Below are 18,329 nucleotides of genomic sequence, written 5' to 3'. Positions count from 1 at the left end.
ACTACCGTCAGCAGATAACTATGGGTTTCAATCTTCCCGCTCCTGTTCGCAATTCACTTAAAGCTACTAATTTTTGGAAAGATAACTATCTGATTTTGCGAGAATTCAAATACTTTCCTTGGATTGCTACCTTAGCTATAGTTTTTGCGTTGGGGGCAGCAGCTTTTGAAGGATTTGGACTAGGGTTTCTGCTAGCATTCTTACAAAGTTTGGTCAACCCAGAATCTCCAGCAATCCAAACAGGAGTAAGATGGTTTGACGTTTCAATTTTAGGCATCAATGAATCGTCAACCAATCGGCTTTACCGAGTATCAACGCTGATTTTGGTAGCAACGTGGATTCGGGCAGTTTTTAACTATCTGACCCAAGTTTATACAGAAATGACTCAGCTTAAATTAGTCGATCGCTTGAGAAAGAGAATCTTCGAGCAATTGCAGTCACTAAGTTTAAGCTATTTTTCTACCAGTCATTCAGGCGAACTTATCAATACAATTACTGGTGAAATTGGTAGGTTGCAGCAGGCATTTGGGTTAAGTTCTTTTATCATTACTAAGGGCATGACGCTAGCAGTTTATGCCGTTTTGATGTTTCAATTGTCTTGGCAGTTGTCAATGCTCGCTATTATGCTGTTTACTCTGCTAGCGGTAGCACTGTCTAATCTAAACAAGCGAGTACGAGAAGCTAGTTTTGCAGTGTCTAAAGCCAATGGCAAATTTGCCACTAGAGCGATCGAACTAATCAACGGTATTCGTACCGTCCAAGCCTTTGCTACCCAAGATTTTGAACGCAAGCGCTACTATCAAGCAAGCTCAGATGTAGTTGACAATTCAATTAAAGCAACTTTAGGACTAGCATTAGTTAAACCAATTGCTGAAGGTGCAGCGACAACTGTACTGGTGAGCATGATTATTGTCGCAATTACTATATTTGTTGCTAATGGCACGCTGCAAATAGCATCATTACTAACATTTTTGTTTATCTTATTTCGCCTCGTCCCATCCATCCACGAAATGAACGGGAATAGAGCCATGTTAAGCAATTTTCGCGGCTCAATCCACAACGTCATGCAACTGTTACGCACTGACAACAAAAAATACTTGGAAAATGGCAGGCGGGAATTTACAGGCTTACAGCAAGCAATTGAATTTAGGTCGGTAGATTTTGGTTACGACTTTAGTAACCTAGTCCTAAATAATATTACTCTCACAATCAAACGCGGTCAGACAACAGCTTTGGTAGGTGCTTCAGGAGCAGGTAAAACTACCTTAGCTGACTTGATTCCCCGCTTTTACGACCCTATTCAAGGTCATGTCTTTCTAGATAGCATCGATCTGCGCGAGTTTGACATCAATACTGTCCGCCGTCGCATGGCAGTCGTTAGCCAAGATACATTTATCTTCAACTCCTCGGTGTACGACAATATTGCTTATGGTTCGCAAAATGCTACTCCAGAGCAAGTAGAAGAAGCAGCGAAGTTAGCGAATGCTTGGGACTTTATATTAGAAATGCCTGAAGGCTTTGAAACGCAGTTGGGCGATCGCGGAGTGCGCTTATCTGGAGGTCAAAGGCAGAGAATTGCGATCGCTAGAGCTTTGCTGCGTAACCCAGAAATATTGATTCTAGATGAAGCTACCAGCGCCCTCGATTCTGTTTCCGAGCGGTTAATTCAAGCATCGCTAGAAAAGTTAGCAGTTGGTAGAACTGTAATTGCGATCGCTCACCGTTTATCGACAATTGCCAAAGCAGACAAAGTTGTAGTTTTAGAACAAGGCAAAATCGTCGAGCAAGGTTCCTATCAAGATTTGCTAGAACAGCGCGGTAAGCTTTGGAACTATCACAGAATGCAAAATCAAACAAGTCAAGCAGGATAAGACAGTGACCAGTGACCAGTGAAGAGTTAAAAGTAAAGGAGATAGATGTACCTCATCTATCTCCTTTATTATTTATTAGCTTCTACTCTTCATCCAATGGTAAACCTGCTCTTACCTTACCTTTACCGAAATAACGTCCAAACTGGAGTTCGTACACTTCATCTTCATCTTGAGTTTCTACTTCCAAGTCCGAGCGGGGATAGCTGACACATAGTAAAGCGTAACCTTGCTGGCGCAATTCTGACGATAGTCCCATAGCCTCTGGCTGATAGATTTCTCCAGAGATTACCCGCACCGCGCAAGTAGTACAAGCGCCGTTGCGACATAAGTAAGGCAATTCTACGCCTTGTTGTTCTGCATTTTGCAGAATGTATTTATCTTCCGGTACTTGGAGCGTGTAGGTTTTGTTAAGTTGGCGATCGCGAATTGCGATTTTAAACAAATCAGGCATATCTATATGAAAAATTTTTGTCTTTATTCACCTTAGCGCTTCATCGCATTGTATAATTAGAATTCCTGGCATCTGGAGAGGTGGCCGAGTGGTTGAAGGCGCAGCACTGGAAATGCTGTTTAGGGCAACTTAACGTGGGTTCGAATCCCACCCTCTCCGTATTAAAGCAGTGACCAGTGACCAGTGACCAGTGACCAGGTTTAAGACGTTCGCTTGCGAACAATATTGGTCACTGTTAAACCCCAACTTTAAACCTACAACGCAGGCTTAAGTTGCGGAAAGTTTGCGGTCTTTCTCTGTGCCCCTTAGCAAAAACCTTTTCAAGAGGGGAGAATTAAACCCAAGGGCTGAATATTTAACTGGTCACTGGTCACTGGTCACTGTTAATGTGCTGCTCTAACTGCCACAAATCACTTGACGCATTTTCCGCATATTAGCTGGCAACTCTAAATTCATTGCTTGTTGGATAAATATGCTGGGAATAGGAATATTAGGCGTAGCTTGCACTGCATACGTTAGTAATGTTCCGGATTGGCAATCTTGCAAGTGCAAATCGGCAGTAAAATCGGTAAAAGTGCCTCTTTCTAGCCGAAACTGAATCTGTTGCTGTACGACTTCAATTACATTTAAATATACTTCGACTTGAGCGGTAAAGAATATAAAAGCTTTTTTAGCGGCTTGATACAAGCGTTTTACCTCACCTCTGTGTAAAACTTCGCTGATTGTCACATCGGGAAAATACTGTACCCACCGAGGATAATCTGTTACTTGCTGCCAAACGTGCGATCGCTGCATGGGTAAATACATTGTTGCACTTACCGCTCCTCCCCACGCTGAATGCGATCGCGTCTCTACTAAAATTTCTCCATGCATCAATGCTGTTGTATTGCGATCGTTCCACTCGTTGCCCAATTTCGGAGAAAATCTATCCATAAACCTGCGTCTGCTCCCACACCAATATAAATAAGCCCTATAGTATAAACACATACAGCTTATGTGTTAGCCTAATCACTTATTATCGTCAATCCACCTTGTACTTTTGTAAAGAGATGCTAAATCTGCTGTGAAAGTTCCAATAATTTATTGGAAATGAATTAATAGGCAAAAATTACCAAATAGGATGTATATAGATAACTTGAGAGAAAGCCAATAAGATTGCGAGGCTATTTAGGGATTTGCGTAACCGAAAGACTATACAGATATTAGCGATCGTTATCAGCATTACCATCGCTGTTTGGGTGTTAAGAGGCTTTGGTATATTGGGATTTATTCCAGGTGGAGTTATTTGGCTATTGGTATTGATGGCGATCGCTACAGCAATTTTTGGGATTTGGCAAAATAGATGGAGTAGGTTTTAACTGCTGTTAAGCTTCAGGTTGCAGTAGAACGCGCACGTCAATCGAGCGCATTTTGGCACGACGAGCAGCTTCTAAACCGCCGTCGCTATCTTCATAAACGATGCAATCTTGGGGAGCGATACCCAACCTTTGCGATGCTAGCAAAAATATATCTGGTTCGGGTTTTCCCTTTTCTACATCATCAATACTGACTACAACATCGAAGTAATCGCGCAGTCCAATATTATTAAGTGTGACTTCTAATACTACTTTTTCACCACCTGAAGCCACCGCCATCGGTACTTTTTGGTAATGGTTGCGGACAATTTCTGCAACAGCTTGAACTTCCTTAACAGTATTGAGCAGAGATTGGTAATGCTTTTGTCTTGCTTGTGCGACTTCTTCTAAGTCAAACTGATAGCCAAATTCAACTTTAAGAATTTGCAGCATCTCCTGTGCAGACGTACCGCAGTATTGGTAATACCAATTTCTAGAAATATCTGCTCCCACTGCTTGCAAGGATGCCAACCATGTTTGAAAGTGAACGGGTAAAGTATCAGCTAGAGTACCGTCACAGTCAAAAATTAAAGCGTTATAAGGTGGAATTGGGGCAATTGACATAGAGTGAGAAAATTACAGCGTTAGTTGAATTCTACTGGCGAAACTGTTAGCTCGGATTACTTTAACCAAGATTCCAGATCCCCAACATTGGTAAAATCCAACAAAGCCTCAGCCAAAGATTCTAATTCCTCAAGACTCAAACTACTCACTTTTGTAATTACGTCAGGTGATAGACTACCTAACTTCCGAGTAAGCTGCTTGATAACTATTGTTCTTTCTCCGACTGTGCGACCCTGTTCTAGCCCCTCAGCACGACCTTCGCGTAGAATAGCCTGATACATAGTCGATTCGCGCATTACCAGACTCCTCATCAATTGTTGGATCGTCTGTGCTTCTAATTCTAAGCCCGCCAAAATACTTGTCGCTGCGGCTAAATTCTTGAGAATAAACAACATTGCTTACCCTAACTAATCAACCCTATGGATGAAGTAACACAGATAGCTATTTAGATATTCTCCAAGAAGAAATAGAGAGCAAAGAGTTCAAGGAGAACTAAATGACAGCAACAAATCCGACAGCCTCACAACCTAGTGTCTCCACAGCAGAACGCACTGTATCGGCAATTTTTAAAGAACGCGAACAAATTGATGGTGTAATTCACCGCTTGCTAGATCGGGGTATTTCCCGCGACGATATTTCAGTAGTCGGCAAAAACTTCCACTCCGAAACAAAAATTGCTGGCTTTATTACCAAAAAAGATGTAATTTTCGGCGGACTCAGACAAGGTGCGATCTTTGGTTCCTTATTTGGTTCTGCATTGGCTTTATTAACTGGCGTAGGAGTATTATTTGTTCCTTTTGTCGGTACGCTAGTAGCAGCAGGACCTTTGGGCGCAGCATTACTAGGAGCAGCTAGTGGAGCGATCGCTGGAAGTGCTGGCGCTGGATTAGTATCTGCTTTAGTAACATTGGGAATGCCAGAAGACAAAGCCGCCGTTTACCAAACCCGCATAGAAGCTGGTGACTTCATGGTAGCTGTAGAAGTCCCTGCGGATAAATCAGGCGAAATTCAACTACTATTAGAAAGTGCTGGTGGCGAAGAAATCCACACTAACGAAACAGCATTACCGCGCGGACGTTCGGGACAAATAGAAGATCCCAGCCACTTGTCGCCCGAAATTCGTTCTCACCTTTCCCAAGACGCGCAACGGCTATACATTGCCAACTACAACTCAGAACTAGCAAACTCTAGCGATGAATCTAAAGCCGAACATCACGCTTGGGATATCGTCCGCGAACAGTTTGAACAAGACGAACATGGTGTATGGTCAAAGTCTAAAATGACTGTATAGTAGTTTTTGATAAACAGTGACAATAAGCCTCTAGAAGCAAATTCTAGAGGCTTTAATTATTTTAGAGACACTGCCATGCAAAGTTACGTATGTACTGTTTGCGCTTACCAGTACGACCCAGAAGTAGGAGATCCGGACAGCGGCATAGAACCTGGTACGCCTTTTGAGAATATTCCTGATGATTGGGTGTGTCCAGTTTGCGGTGCAACTAAAGATCAATTTGAGTCTGAATAGTCAACTGTTTAATGAGTTTAATTAAATCTGCTGTAATAGAGGATGGCTTCGCTGTTGCAGAAAATGTGCTGGATACTGACAATATTGAGTTATTAGTACAAGAAGTCGCACGAGCAAATAATAGTACCTTCGCTAAACAGCGCTATAACAGCACTTATGCTATCCGCAACGCGCTGTTAATTTCTGAAATTCATAGCCTTGCTTGCAGTCAGCCAATTATTGCCTTAGCTAACACAGTTATCCACGCCTCAGCGCGTCCTGTCAAAACAATTTTATTCGACAAGACACCTTCTCATCGCTGAGTAGTGCATATTGAGTATTCAGCAACTAATCTTCCTCACGGTTTGGCGTGGTGCAATTGCCTAAATTAGTTAGGCTGGAGTTGGAGAAAGTATCTAAGGAATTAACAACTTTGCAACCGTTACGAGTAGTAGTCATTGGGGGTGGTGCAGCAGGTTTTTTTGGTGCTGTTGCTTGTGCCAAATCCCATCCCCATACTCAAGTTAGTTTATTAGAAGCTAGCCGCCAACCTTTAGCCAAAGTCCGCGTATCTGGCGGAGGACGTTGCAACGTTACTCATGCTTGCTTCGATCCGGCGGGATTAGTCCCCAATTACCCTAGAGGCGGGAAAGCCTTGCGCGGTGCTTTTAGTCGCTTTCAATCTATAGATACAGTTAAGTGGTTTGCTAGCCAAGGCGTGAAGCTAAAAACTGAACCAGATGGCAGAATGTTTCCGACTACAGATAGTTCGGAGACTATTGTTGAGTGCTTGATGAAAGCCGCTCATTTTGCAGGAGTAAAACTGCTTACAGGTACAACAGTTGTATCAGTTGTTAAGCAAAATGATGAATTTGTCATTGAATTAAAGACAGGAGAGAAGGTAATGTGCAATCGCCTCCTTTTGGCTACAGGTAGCAACCCATTAGGCTATCAAGTTGCTAAATCTCTAGGTCATACCATCGAACCGCCAGTTCCATCGCTATTTACATTCAACATTATCGACAAGCACTTGAAAGATTTAGCCGGAATTAGCGCCAATCCTGTAAAACTGCGCTTATCAGTAGATAGCAAAACTTCCCTAGAACAAACGGGACCATTATTAATTACTCATTGGGGTTTAAGCGGTCCTGCGGTGCTAAAACTATCAGCATGGGGTGCAAGAGTATTACACGATCGCGCCTATCAAGCCACTTTACTAATAAACTGGCAAACCCAATTTAATAGCGAAGAACTACGGGCAAAACTGCTGCAAGTAAAATCAGAACATAGCAAAAAAGCGATCGCCTTACATCGCGGTGTTGACTTACCTCATCGCCTCTGGCAATATCTAATCGTCCGCGCTGGAATAGACACAGAACAAAGGTGGGCAGAATTATCTAATAAAACCCTCAATCAACTAATTTGCGAACTTACTCAAGGTAGCTATCAAATCCAAGGCAAAGGCGCATTTAAAGAGGAATTTGTTACCTGCGGCGGCGTTACTCTCAAACAAGTTGATTTCAAATCAATGGCAAGCCGAATTACACCAGGACTGTACTTTGCTGGTGAAATTTTGGACATCGATGGCGTTACTGGCGGCTTCAATTTTCAAAGCGCTTGGACAACAGCATGGCTAGCAGGTCAAGCAATCGGAAATTAGCAACTTAACGTAGCTAGGGCAAGGTTTGTTTGTTCGAGTAACTTACTACTTACATACTCCATGACTGCGGGTTGTTGCATGAAGCAGGGAGATGTTTTTTCCGGTGTTGTTAGCGTGGCTTTTTCAATTAGCGATCGCACTTTTAATGACTCTAGTGCCTCTAATAAATCTCTCAACGATACAAACGCAATATCATCAAGTAATTCTGGGATCGATACCCATGCTTTGCGAGTTGCCAGGACATACATGATATGCTTCTCTAGATCTGATAGCCGCTCGAAATGTTGCTCTAAAAGCTGCCAGACATCACCAAAAAGCGCTGCGCCTTGATAGATAAATTGGCAAACATTGCCATCAAACAATTCTTGGATATTTGTTGCAGTTATCTTTAAGGCTAAAGGATTGCCACCATAACGTTCTACCAATACTTTACCTTGCTCCGATGAGATGCAAAGCCCCTTAGCTTGAAAAATATATTGTGCGGCTTCTGTTGTTAATCCAAGTACGTAGAGCGATCGCACTGGTAATGTCAAACCCTCATAAGTTGCTAAACCTCTAGGCTTTTCTCTACTTGTTAGTACCAAGCAACTTTGATGAGTAGTTTCTGCTATGCATCTAAATAATTGCCCGTAACCTTCATAGCCAGGGCAATAATTGCCAGCGCGATCGCCAGCGCGTAAAATTGTCTCTGTATTATCTAATATCACTAAGCAACGCGAGGCACGTAGATAGTTAATTAATAAGGAAATTTTCCCGTTTACACTCTCTGGTAGAGCGATTGCTTGCCCATTAGACAAATGCGCGAGTAAATCTGTCAAAATATCTTGGATGGTTAGAGCATTACGCAGCGATCGCCAAATTACATGAGTAAACTTTTGTTGAATCTGTTCTGCTAGCTTTATCGATAATGTAGTTTTACCAATTCCACCCATACCTAATAACATTACTAAACGAGCGCGATCGCTAACTATCCATTTTTCTAATGTAGTTAATTCTGCATTTCGTCCGTAGAAGATAGATGTATCTATTGCTTCCCCCCAGTCGCATTGCGTAGTTTGCAGATGATGGCTGCTAGGAATATTGGGTTTTATAGATACTGTTGACGTTTGAGTTTGGGCGTGTCGTTTGAGAATTAGTTGAAAATTATTTTTGCTGACTTTATCGCCAAAAGCTTGAGAAAGCGATCGCCATAAGCTGCTACCAGTATCTTTGAGATAACCTGTATCGTAGCCGGAACTTTTAGCAATTTCTAGATAAGATAGTCCTTCCCAAGACTGACGAAAGATAATTTCTTCGACTTTACTCAAGCGTCCTTTTGCTAAAACCGTCTCCACAATTCCTATCGCTTCATCAATTGTCATCTTACACACCTATTGATTATTTAGTTATGCGGCTATATAATGGCGCGTCTATATTTTTATTACAGCGCTGAGACGAAAAGTTATTTACGTGCGATCGCTGTCTTATTTGCTTGTAAAGAGCGATCGCTTGTTGAATTTGACGCGCGGATTCTGGAGGAGACCTCCAGAATTAGATAGCGCGTTGACGGGCTTAATAATTCCTAGCGTTGAAGTTACACTAAGCAACTTGGAAGCTCGATTTATCTTCCATCAACAATAAACTTACACTTTCAAGCAAAGCTATTTCGGAAATTTTTAGTATAGTTTTACAACTTTTATCTACTGCACGATTAATTTTTTTTTAATGTCAAACCGCATACAAATTAGAAAATTATATTTTCAAAGGTAGTTAGCATACTTACATTTAACTTGCAGCTATTTCGATACTAAATGCAAAGCAAGCTAACTAATAAAAATAATGACTTTTATCTGACTTTTACCTGACTTTTACCGACTGCCAATATTTGCGGCTAACAGCTAAGTTATATTCACCATCAAATTTATTTAAGCTAGGTTGTCTAGAAAAATATTTAATTTGATAGTCTTGAATAGTTGTTGCTGCTTTATAAACAGGAGAAGTTATTATGTCTGTAACTGTAGATTCTGCAAAAGTTTTAGCTAATCTCTTTAAATTTATTATTAATGAAGGTGGAAAAGACTTAAACCCCGATCGTTATCAACTTGCTGTTCGTCCTAAAGGGTTAGGTGTGTCGCTAGTAATGAAATATCTACCTCCACACCCAGATAAAGAGAAAGAACTAGGAATAATCGATCTAGATATTTTTTAGTAGCTTATATCTGTTTAAACCCTCACAAATAAGCGATCTCTACGTATTTAGCTTTATGTACGATGAAAACCAATAAGCGATCGCTTACGTAAATACATATATAATATTTGATACTTTTAGTATTAATATTTATGGTGGTTACTTTGAAAGAGAGTTTAGGCAGAAACTTGATATATCAACTTGCTTTTCATTGTTTTCAGGGAATGTCGAACAGCAATTTTAAAAATTCTTTAAATAAGTTGTCAGACTACTGTCAAGAAAAAGGTATTCAATTTGTTTTAGACCCAAGATTCAAAAATTAAATAAAACAGCGTTCCCTTGTACAACAGTGCTATTTTTGAGACTTATGCTAAAAATAGCACGCTAGGCATTTATAAATAGTGGCATTAGTTAGCAGTTCATTCACCTTATAGCTTCAACTTCTTGGTAAACTTTTAGAGATATACGAATGGTTTTATTAACAGCAGCCAAAAATACGATTTTTCAGAAAAGCAATAGTGATGTAAATAAGTTGCTTGATAAAGACAAAGTTGAAGTCAAAGCTGGAGAAAAACTAGATATTCAGTATGCTTTTCAAGTTGGAGAACATTGTTTTGTCAAATTACAGCAAGAACTAGGCAGCGTTGGTAAATTAGGCTACTTTTTTCAAAAAGACGTTAATGTTGAGGTAGAGGAAATGCGAGGCATTTGGTTAACGAATGTTGACAGCGCTGTCTTGCATTCTCAACCTAATATTGCTAAAGGTTTAAAAAAACTGAAAAATTTAGGATTTAACACTATATATCCTGTAGTGTGGCAGCGTGGATTTACACTATATGAAAGTGCGATCGCTCAATCTTTTATTGGCTCTTCTATTACTCCAGATACTAACTTTCAAAATAGAGATATAGTAGCTGAAATTTTAGTAGAAGCAAAACATCACAATTTTCGGGTTATTCCTTGGTTTGAATATGGCTTAATGACTCCTCCTAACTCACCTTTAGCGCAGAGACATCAAGATTTATTGACGTTAGACGATAGAGAAGAACAAATTAGATTGAAAAGCCATGACAATAATAAACCTGACGAGCAAGTATGGCTGAATCCATGTCAACCAAAAGTGCAAAAATTTATAGTTGATTTAATAGCTGAGTTTGTGCAAAAGTATCCACAAATTGATGGTATTCAATTAGATGACCATTTCGGCTTTCCTGTAGAATTGGGCTACGATACATCTACTCAAGAACTTTATCAAAAAGAAAATGGAGGATTAATTGCTCCACAAAACCATACAGATGAAGCTTGGGTAAAATGGGCGTCTAGCAAGGTTACTCAATTGCTAAAGCAAATTTTTGATGCGGTTAAAGTAGAACAACCTAATTGTTTAATTTCTATTTCTCCTAATCCTCAAGGATTTTCTAAAAAATTCTACTTGGCAGATTGGAAATTGTGGGAACAAGCAGGTTTAGCAGAAGAAATAGTTTTACAAGTTTATCGTAGCAACGTGCTATCTTTTGTAAATGAAATTCAAAAGCAGGAAGTTATAGAAGCTTGTCAACATATTCCCGTTAGCATTGGTATTCTTGCTGGAATAAAAAATTTTCCAGCCAGTCTGCACTTGATTAAACAGCAAATTCAAAAAACTCGCAAGCAAAAATTTGCTGGTGCTTCTTTCTTCTTTTATGAAACTGTATTAAATGAATTAAATGACAAATCAAAACCACCAATAGTATCTAGAAATTTAACTAAACCGCAAGATTTGTTTGGTTGACAAGAGAAAACATGAGATAATATCACAGCTATTAATTGTCTTAATAGTGAAAATATTAAGCTACTACAAAAGTTATACGACTACTTTAAACAAGTGTAAATATTTTAGAAGGAAATATAAACATGACTTCAGTAAATTTAGAGCCGAACAAGCATTTAGATACAAATAATTTAATCCATAGACAGTCAAAAATAAAAACATTCTTTAACACAAACTTTAATGGAGGAGATAATAAACAACCTACCTTTTTAGGACATTGTTTGATTGCAAGTAGTTTAGTTATCTTGCTTAGTACCAGCTATTTTTCATTAAATTTATATGCTGGTAACAAAGCAAAGCAGTGGTTAAAAGGTCAAGTAGAACTTATACCCGCAACTACAGAGATAAATGCTAAAGAAGCCGAAAAGCTTAGGATAGCAGAACAACTGAAGGTAGTAAATTTTCAAATTAATAGATACGCTGAGATAATGGTGTTTTTCTCTAACCATTACTACACCTCAATTGTTTTAACGTCTGCGTCAGCATTATTAGCTGCTATTTGTTTGTTTTTCATTAGTAAAATAGGATGGGAAAAAGCGCATAACAGTTTAATTAATGTTTTTATTGTTGCCTGTACTGCTGTTATCTTTTTTGGCGATTTACCAGGTAATTTTAAGGAGGAAGAAAACTTTAAAGCCTATGGAAATTTATATCTCGAACACATTGCCTTAAGAAATGAAATACTTAGTTATTTAGCTACTGGGGGAACTGTATTAGGAGTAGATCCAGAAGCTCCTACTAAAGATAAAGTCAACCCTCTAGATGTTAATCAATTTATTTACCGCATTGATAATAAAATTGCCCAATTGAATAGAATACCAATCGGTTTTGATGCTACAGGTGTTAATGATATTGGAGGAATAGTAACAAGATTTAATTCTACGATTCAACCTTCAGCACCTTCACAATAGATTGCCAGCGTTATATCACTTGAGAGCTTTCTTCACCAACTCAGGTATTTGAGCAGGGCGTTCTGCTAGAGGCACTTTTGCAGACTTAAATGCCGCTAATTTACTCTGCGCTGTACCCACATCTTCACCTCTACCTACAACCATAGCCAAAGTCCCTGTATGCCCCCAATGCCTGCCTGCAGGGGCTTTTCTGCCAGCTATATAAGCAATTACAGGTTTATCTATTGCTTCGGCAATATAACGGGCGGCGGCTTCTTCGCTATTACCACCAGGTTCGCCAACTAAAACGATCGCGCTAGTATTTTCGTCTTCATCTAGCATTTGCAACCATTGCAGAAACGAAGAACCAGCGATCGTATCGCCACCAATACTTACCCCGATTGATTGCCCTATACCCGATTTAGTCAACTCCAAAGCAATCTCATAAGTCAAAGTGCTGCTACGGCTAACAATCCCTACCGATCCAGGCGTGTAAAATTCACTCGGATGAGTACCTAATAGTAACTTGCCTGGTATGATAATTCCTGGACTATTAGGACCGACAATAATAGTTTCCGTTGCTTCTGCCTTACGCAGCAAATGTACCATGTCTAAAGGCGGCATTCCTGGCGAGATAATCACAATTTGGCGAATACCAGCAGCGATCGCTTCTAATGCTGCGTCTAAAGCTTGGTAAGCAGGTACAAATATTAAAGTAGTATCAATAGCACCAATTTCTGCCACTACTTGTTCTACTAAATCAAAGCTTGGGATATCGTGATAAATTTGTCCGCCCGAACCTGGATTAACTCCAGCCATTATATTTGTACCGTACGCTTTCATCCGTGAACCATGAGTTGAGGCGATGTCTGCGGTGATGCCTTGAATTAAAACTTTACTGTCTGGCTGTAAAATCATTATTTTCTATGGCTAGAAGACTTAGCTTGGCGAACTGCTTGAGATACGGCTTCATCCAAACTTTCTACTAAAGGAACGCTAAGAGCGGTAAATTGCTCTTGGGCTGATTCTAATGCCAAACCGGAAAAGCGGGCAATTATCCGAGGATAGGATGTCGCCGCCCGATGTTTGTTCGTACTATTACTTTCGTGACGTTGGATAAATTTACCGATAAATTCTGCCAATTCTACCGCTTTAGGCACGCTACCGATAATATTGACTAACACCACTTGAATACTTTTATCTTGCTCTAAAAACTCCAAACCTTGTTCGATGCGATCGCCAAAACTAGGTAAAGATGGATTTAAATTACTGCCATGCCCCAAATTCAAGCAAGTTTTAACTTTACCCCCCGCATCTGCAACTAAATCCAATGTCGCCATCACAAGTCCCGCACCATTGCCCATAATGCCGATATTGCCAGATTGTTCGACTTGGTAAGAATTGCCCAAACTATCAAAATAGTTTTGCCCGCTAGGACGACGAGCTATTTTCTGCGACATTAGACTGATGTCTGCATGACGAACGATCGCGCGATCGTTGACAGTAACTTTGCCATCTAGCGCCATCAATTCGCCTGTGGCACTTACCCCCAAAGGATTGATCTCGACTAAATCTAAATCTTTTTGCACGAATAATCCATACATTTTCTCCACAATATCGCTAACCGAATTAATCAAAGCTCCTTGCAAGCCCATTTTGATTGTCAGTCTGCGGGCGTAGAATGGAGAAAATTCGCCATCAACGACAACTTGCTGTAGCAATTCTAAAGATGACTCTACATCAATTCCACCTTGAGGAGAGCCTAAAAGTACAGGTCTGCGAGTAGCTGTATCTAACACTACTGCTAAATAAAACTCTCTATCTGCATCGTATTTAGCTTCTGCTAGCACAACTTCCGGCACTTCCCCCAGTATAGGCAAATGAAAAATTGTTTGCGCTGCTGCGATCGCATCGATTGTTGTCGTGACAAATCTTACTCCCCCAGCGCGTCCTCTACCACCCGTACGTACTTGCGATTTGAGTACCACAGGGTAAGGAATTTTTAACCCCTTAATATCGCTGATACAGTTAATTTTTTGGGATGGGAGGACGGGAATACCCATCTCGCGGAACCATTCTTTGGCTTGGTACTCTAATAAATCCATTTTTGGCTATTTGGGGCAATTATCGGCGCTAATTTCGCTGCCAACTACCCCTACCCTACAACCTATTGCTTAATTTTCCAACTTCTTTAGTAGTAGCTATTTAGGGCTGTTTTGCCATTCTTGGGCAACTAGATTAATCCCATAAAAACGCTGCCAAAACTTATCAACAAGTTTAGTAGGCAATACTTTGGTCATCATAAACAACAAAAACTTACCACCTGTAGCGGCAATGTAACGCGGCTGGGGGTTGCGGCTTTGCAAGGCTTGAATAATTACTTGCGCTACTCTTTCTGATGTCCAAGCGCGGCTGCGGGTTCTTTGTTCCAATCCTTCTAAATGCTTAAAAGCAGCCCGATAAGGGGTATTTTCGGGTGTAGCAACAGTGTCTTCCACAGCTTGAGCGGCGACTATAAAGAATTCTGTACTTACTGGACCTGGTTCGATGACGCTGACCTTAATATTAAATGGCTCTAATTCCATCCTTAAAGAGTCGCTCAGTGCTTCTAGAGCGAATTTAGAGGCGCTATACATCCCGCCAAAGGGAAAAGCCAAACGCCCACCTAAAGAGCTTATATTGATGATTCTGCCGCCCCCTGCATCGCGCATCATCGGTACTATTGCCCGAATCAAAGCTAATGGTCCGATCACGTTAGTTTTAAATTGTCTTTCTACTGCTTGATTAGGGATCAATTCTAGAGGTCCCATTTGCCCGTAACCAGCATTATTGACTAATGCATCTACTTTGCCAAAATGAGCGATCGCAGTTTTGGCTAAATTCTCTACTTGTTCTATTTCTTCTAAATCTGTAGGTACAACTAATACTTCCGCCCCAGCTTTGCGACATAAATCGGCAACTTGTTCTAATTTATCGGCATTTCGGGCGGCGAGGATTAATTTAATTCCTGGAAATTTTTGCGCTAAAAGCATTGCTAATGCTGTACCAATCCCAGCAGAAGCACCAGTAACGAGGACAACTTGTTCTGACAAGTTATGCATTGTGTTGTGAGTTCGACACGCTGTTTCTATAGTAGTTCAGCCTACCGAACTAGCTGCATGGCACTGTTAAAAAACTGACGGTATAGCCCCTGAGTTACTAATATCGTTGTGACTATATTGGTAAAAGCCAGCATAAACATGATTAATATTTGGTAAGACGCAGCAGCTAAAGGGTCTACGCCACTCAGCAATTGTCCGGTAATAATTCCTGGTAAAGTTACTATGCCCACAACCATCATTGAGTTAATTGTCGGGATCAGCCCTGCTTTGATTGCATCTTTACGGTACTGACTTACAGCTTGCTGAGGCGTTGCACCCAAACTTAAATGGGTTTCAATTTCTAGCTGACTGCTATTGATGATACTTGCCAATCTTTCTCCAGCGATCGCCGCACCGTTCATGGAATTGCCTAAAACAATTCCTGCTAGGGGAATGAGGTACTGAGGTTCGTACCAGTTGGGAGGTTGAATTACCAAGATCGTAGTATAACCGAGCGTTAATACGGTACTAATAAAAATCGAACCCCAAACCAAAGGTAATACTTGGGGAATTTTCTTGCCAATGCGGTTGCGGGCTACAATTGCTGCAATTGTCAGCATCACTAGCAAAATAGCTAAAACAGCCCAAGGATTATTGAGCGCAAAGACAAAAGCTAAAATATAGCCTACTACTAGCAACTGTAAAAGCGTCCGGCAAGTAGCTAAAGCTAAAGTCCACTCTAACCCCAATCGCTCCCAAGCAGATAAACCGATCGCGATCGCCATCATACCTAGTGCTAATGCTAAATCCCATAAGTCAAGTTCAATTAAACCTTGCATGGCTCAAATTCTCCTATATTGGAGTCTAAATATCTTACGGTAAGATTTTCTTGTTATACAAAATTTGGTTTGATTAATCTTACGATTAAAACTTATGGGTCAAAGCGTGAACTTTATTCCTCCCCTCGATTTAAAGCAACAGTACGCCACGTTAGAAGCAGAAATTAGCACAGCAGTTTTACAGGTACTATCTTCTTGCGGTTATATCGGCGGTCCTTTGGTTGAAGGTTTTGAGCAGCAATTTGCCGATTATGTAGGTGTGTCAGAGTGTATAGCCTGTAATTCTGGAACTGATGCGCTTTATTTAGCACTGCGGGCTTTAAACATTGGTGCGGGCGATGAAGTCATTACCACGCCTTTTAGCTTTTTTGCTACATCAGAAACCATTGATGCTGTAGGTGCAAAGCCTGTATTTGTAGATATTAATGCCCAAACCTTTAATATTGACCCCCAGCAGGTAGAATCTGCGATTACAAACAAAACTAAGGCAATTATCCCAGTACATCTGTTCGGACAATCAGCAGATATGACAGCAATTATGGCGATCGCCGAAGCCCATCAGCTAGCTGTAATTGAAGATTGCGCTCAGTCTACTGGGGCTTCATGGCAGGGACAGAAAGTAGGTAGCATCGGACATATTGGCACTTTTAGTTTTTACCCGACTAAAAACCTCGGTGCTTGCGGTGATGGCGGTGCAGTCACAACTAACAACTCTGAGCTAGCCGAGATTATGCGGAGGTTGCGGGTACATGGAGCGAGCGATCGCTACCACCATACAGAAGTTGGCATTAACAGCCGTTTAGATGCTCTGCAAGCAGCTATTTTGCAGATTAAACTACGTTATTTAGATAAGTGGAACCAAGCGCGTCAAGCAGTCGCCCATCGCTATCACGAATTACTCAGTCCCATTCCAGGAATTATTACACCTCAACAATTAGCTGATTCTCAAGGCGTGTGGAATCAATACACGGTGAGGATTTTGGCAGACAGGCGCGATGAAGTGCGATCGCAATTGCAGCAGCAAGGAGTCGGTTCGATGGTTTATTACCCCATCCCCCTACATTTGCAACCTGTATATACACATCTTGGCTATCAATCAGGGCAATTACCAATAGCCGAGCAAGCTAGCCGCGAAGTCTTATCTTTACCCATGTTTCCTGAGCTTTCGGTAGAACAACAGGAGCAAGTTGTCTATAGTATCAAAGATTGCTTGAGTTAAATGCTGCTCGCATAAGGAGATGGGGTGACAAGGAGACAAGGTGACAAGGAGATAAGAAGAAGAGTAAGCGCATTAATCTTCTATGTTTCCCCTGCACCCTCTGCACCCCCTGCACCCCTTGTCTCTAATTAAACAACAGCCCGACTCCGGCTTGCAGTTGCTAGCGATTCAACTAAGGAGCGTACAGCCGCAATCATTGCTACTTCGCTGTTGAGTTGGTTGATTGCGGAGCCAACGCCTACTCCGGCGGCTCCTGATGCGATCGCAAGTGGTGCTGTAACGCTCGATATACCACTAGCACACAGTACGGGAACTGATACAGCGCGAGAAATTTCATAAGCAGCAGCTAAGGTAGGGGCTGCTTTTTCTATTAATCCTAACGTGCCGCCATGTGCGGGAGTGCTGCTCGTTCCACCTTCGGTTTGAATGATGTCTGCGCCAGCTTTGACTAAATCTTCTGCTAGTTGTACTTGCAAGTCTAGTGCCAAAATATGCGGCACTGTTACCGATAAAGTAATATCAGGCAATAGCGATCGCGTTTGGTATGTTAAAGCCAATACTTCAGCCGCTTCAAATCTTCTGCCTTGGGCGTAAAAACTATCGAAGTTACCAATTTCAATCAAGTCTGCGCCAGCAGCTACAGCTTGCACAAATAACTCTGGTTCAACTGCTGACACGCAAATAGGCAAATTTGTCAATCTTTTAGCTAAATGAACTAATTCAGGATCGGCGGCAATATCAACAAAAGTAGCACCACCAAGATCGGCAGAGCGCACAGTAGCAGCTACGCGATCGGGGTTAAAATTATGCAAACCGCTAATGACTTTGAGTGCTTGACGAGAATCAAAAGCTTGTTGCAAAGATGAATGAATTGTCATGA

The 18,329-nt window shown here is 41.1% G+C and carries 21 protein-coding genes and 1 tRNA gene; 12 read left to right on the top strand and 10 right to left on the bottom strand.

Annotated features, from left to right (window positions below; translation table 11 throughout):
* The first annotated feature begins 20 nt into the window (after positions 1-20).
* Positions 21-1,871 carry a heterocyst formation ABC transporter subunit HepA gene (gene hepA / locus UH38_RS02435; RefSeq protein ID WP_045052982.1) on the top strand — a complete coding sequence of 617 codons (1,851 nt, stop codon included), beginning with the start codon at positions 21-23 and terminating at the stop codon, positions 1,869-1,871.
* Between the two features lie 82 nt (positions 1,872-1,953).
* Here hepA and UH38_RS02430 read toward each other — a convergent pair whose 3' ends face one another.
* Entirely contained in the window at positions 1,954-2,322 is a 369-nt protein-coding gene (locus UH38_RS02430) for a 2Fe-2S iron-sulfur cluster-binding protein (RefSeq protein WP_045052981.1), read from the bottom strand.
* A 74-nt stretch (positions 2,323-2,396) separates the two neighbouring features.
* Here UH38_RS02430 and UH38_RS02425 point away from each other — a divergent pair.
* Positions 2,397-2,481: transfer RNA gene (locus UH38_RS02425), tRNA-Ser, on the top strand.
* Positions 2,482-2,718: 237 nt separating this feature from the next.
* Here UH38_RS02425 and UH38_RS02420 read toward each other — a convergent pair.
* Positions 2,719-3,255 (bottom strand): SRPBCC family protein, encoded by a 537-nt coding sequence (locus UH38_RS02420; protein ID WP_045052980.1) that lies wholly within the window; start codon positions 3,253-3,255, stop codon positions 2,719-2,721.
* A gap of 242 nt (positions 3,256-3,497) precedes the next feature.
* On the opposite strand from UH38_RS02420, the gene UH38_RS25255 reads away from it, so the two are divergent.
* Positions 3,498-3,680, top strand: a complete 183-nt coding sequence (locus UH38_RS25255) for a hypothetical protein (RefSeq protein WP_144405605.1) — start codon at positions 3,498-3,500, stop codon at positions 3,678-3,680.
* A 6-nt stretch (positions 3,681-3,686) separates the two neighbouring features.
* On the opposite strand, the gene UH38_RS02415 is transcribed toward UH38_RS25255, so the two are convergent.
* Positions 3,687-4,280: an HAD family hydrolase gene (locus UH38_RS02415; RefSeq protein WP_045052979.1), complete on the bottom strand. Its 594-nt coding sequence runs from the start codon at positions 4,278-4,280 to the stop codon at positions 3,687-3,689.
* A 56-nt stretch (positions 4,281-4,336) separates the two neighbouring features.
* Positions 4,337-4,675: a DUF4351 domain-containing protein gene (locus UH38_RS02410; protein WP_052672221.1), complete on the bottom strand. Its 339-nt coding sequence runs from the start codon at positions 4,673-4,675 to the stop codon at positions 4,337-4,339.
* A gap of 101 nt (positions 4,676-4,776) precedes the next feature.
* Here UH38_RS02410 and UH38_RS02405 point away from each other — a divergent pair, with 101 nt between their 5' ends.
* The 4 genes from UH38_RS02405 to UH38_RS02390 all read left to right on the top strand — a co-directional run bounded on the left by UH38_RS02405 (position 4,777) and on the right by UH38_RS02390 (position 7,444).
* Positions 4,777-5,571 carry a ChaB family protein gene (locus UH38_RS02405; protein WP_045052978.1) on the top strand — a complete coding sequence of 265 codons (795 nt, stop codon included), beginning with the start codon at positions 4,777-4,779 and terminating at the stop codon, positions 5,569-5,571.
* A 75-nt stretch (positions 5,572-5,646) separates the two neighbouring features.
* Positions 5,647-5,805: a rubredoxin gene (gene rd / locus UH38_RS02400; protein ID WP_045052977.1), complete on the top strand. Its 159-nt coding sequence runs from the start codon at positions 5,647-5,649 to the stop codon at positions 5,803-5,805.
* A gap of 11 nt (positions 5,806-5,816) precedes the next feature.
* Positions 5,817-6,107 carry a hypothetical protein gene (locus UH38_RS02395; protein ID WP_045052976.1) on the top strand — a complete coding sequence of 97 codons (291 nt, stop codon included), beginning with the start codon at positions 5,817-5,819 and terminating at the stop codon, positions 6,105-6,107.
* 110 nt (positions 6,108-6,217) lie between these two features.
* Complete coding sequence (locus UH38_RS02390) at positions 6,218-7,444, top strand: BaiN/RdsA family NAD(P)/FAD-dependent oxidoreductase (RefSeq protein ID WP_045053059.1); 1,227 nt, start codon at positions 6,218-6,220, stop codon at positions 7,442-7,444.
* On the opposite strand, the gene UH38_RS02385 is transcribed toward UH38_RS02390, so the two are convergent.
* A complete protein-coding gene (locus UH38_RS02385) occupies positions 7,441-8,805 on the bottom strand; it encodes an NB-ARC domain-containing protein (protein WP_045052975.1) in 1,365 nt (454 codons plus the stop codon). The two genes, UH38_RS02390 and UH38_RS02385, sit on opposite strands and share 4 nt — an antisense overlap.
* A 39-nt stretch (positions 8,806-8,844) precedes the next feature.
* On the opposite strand from UH38_RS02385, the gene UH38_RS26615 reads away from it, so the two are divergent.
* The 4 genes from UH38_RS26615 (at position 8,845) to UH38_RS02370 (ending at position 12,332) form a co-directional block, all read left to right on the top strand.
* Positions 8,845-8,982 (top strand): hypothetical protein, encoded by a 138-nt coding sequence (locus UH38_RS26615; RefSeq protein ID WP_160295923.1) that lies wholly within the window; start codon positions 8,845-8,847, stop codon positions 8,980-8,982.
* A 446-nt stretch (positions 8,983-9,428) separates the two neighbouring features.
* The gene (locus UH38_RS02380; RefSeq protein ID WP_045052974.1) at positions 9,429-9,632 is read left to right on the top strand and encodes a hypothetical protein; all 204 of its coding nucleotides are present in this window, start codon (positions 9,429-9,431) and stop codon (positions 9,630-9,632) included.
* Positions 9,633-10,080: 448 nt separating this feature from the next.
* Positions 10,081-11,382, top strand: coding sequence for a glycoside hydrolase family 10 protein (locus tag UH38_RS02375; RefSeq protein WP_052672220.1), 1,302 nt, complete (start codon positions 10,081-10,083; stop codon positions 11,380-11,382).
* A gap of 122 nt (positions 11,383-11,504) precedes the next feature.
* Positions 11,505-12,332, top strand: coding sequence for a hypothetical protein (locus UH38_RS02370; RefSeq protein ID WP_045052973.1), 828 nt, complete (start codon positions 11,505-11,507; stop codon positions 12,330-12,332).
* A 15-nt stretch (positions 12,333-12,347) separates the two neighbouring features.
* Here the strand turns inward: UH38_RS02370 and UH38_RS02365 are convergent, their stop codons facing one another.
* The 4 genes from UH38_RS02365 to UH38_RS02350 form a co-directional block, all read right to left on the bottom strand.
* Entirely contained in the window at positions 12,348-13,229 is an 882-nt protein-coding gene (locus UH38_RS02365) for a succinate--CoA ligase subunit alpha (protein ID WP_045052972.1), read from the bottom strand.
* The gene (locus tag UH38_RS02360) at positions 13,229-14,416 is read right to left on the bottom strand and encodes an ATP-grasp domain-containing protein (protein ID WP_045052971.1); all 1,188 of its coding nucleotides are present in this window, start codon (positions 14,414-14,416) and stop codon (positions 13,229-13,231) included. Before UH38_RS02360 ends, UH38_RS02365 begins: the two co-directional genes overlap by 1 nt.
* Positions 14,417-14,512: 96 nt before the next feature.
* Positions 14,513-15,412 (bottom strand): SDR family NAD(P)-dependent oxidoreductase, encoded by a 900-nt coding sequence (locus tag UH38_RS02355; protein ID WP_045052970.1) that lies wholly within the window; start codon positions 15,410-15,412, stop codon positions 14,513-14,515.
* Between the two features lie 41 nt (positions 15,413-15,453).
* Positions 15,454-16,230: an ABC transporter permease gene (locus UH38_RS02350; RefSeq protein ID WP_045052969.1), complete on the bottom strand. Its 777-nt coding sequence runs from the start codon at positions 16,228-16,230 to the stop codon at positions 15,454-15,456.
* A gap of 94 nt (positions 16,231-16,324) precedes the next feature.
* Here UH38_RS02350 and UH38_RS02345 point away from each other — a divergent pair, with 94 nt between their 5' ends.
* The gene (locus UH38_RS02345; protein WP_045052968.1) at positions 16,325-17,449 is read left to right on the top strand and encodes a DegT/DnrJ/EryC1/StrS family aminotransferase; all 1,125 of its coding nucleotides are present in this window, start codon (positions 16,325-16,327) and stop codon (positions 17,447-17,449) included.
* A 128-nt stretch (positions 17,450-17,577) separates the two neighbouring features.
* On the opposite strand, the gene UH38_RS02340 is transcribed toward UH38_RS02345, so the two are convergent.
* Positions 17,578-18,327 carry a DUF561 domain-containing protein gene (locus UH38_RS02340; protein ID WP_045052967.1) on the bottom strand — a complete coding sequence of 250 codons (750 nt, stop codon included), beginning with the start codon at positions 18,325-18,327 and terminating at the stop codon, positions 17,578-17,580.
* Positions 18,328-18,329 lie beyond the last annotated feature (2 nt).

It is taken from the genome of Aliterella atlantica CENA595, assembly GCF_000952155.1.
GTDB lineage: Bacteria > Cyanobacteriota > Cyanobacteriia > Cyanobacteriales > Chroococcidiopsidaceae > Aliterella > Aliterella atlantica.
The sequence above is the reverse complement of the archived record's forward strand: the minus strand, read 5'-3'. Positions and strand labels throughout refer to the sequence as shown.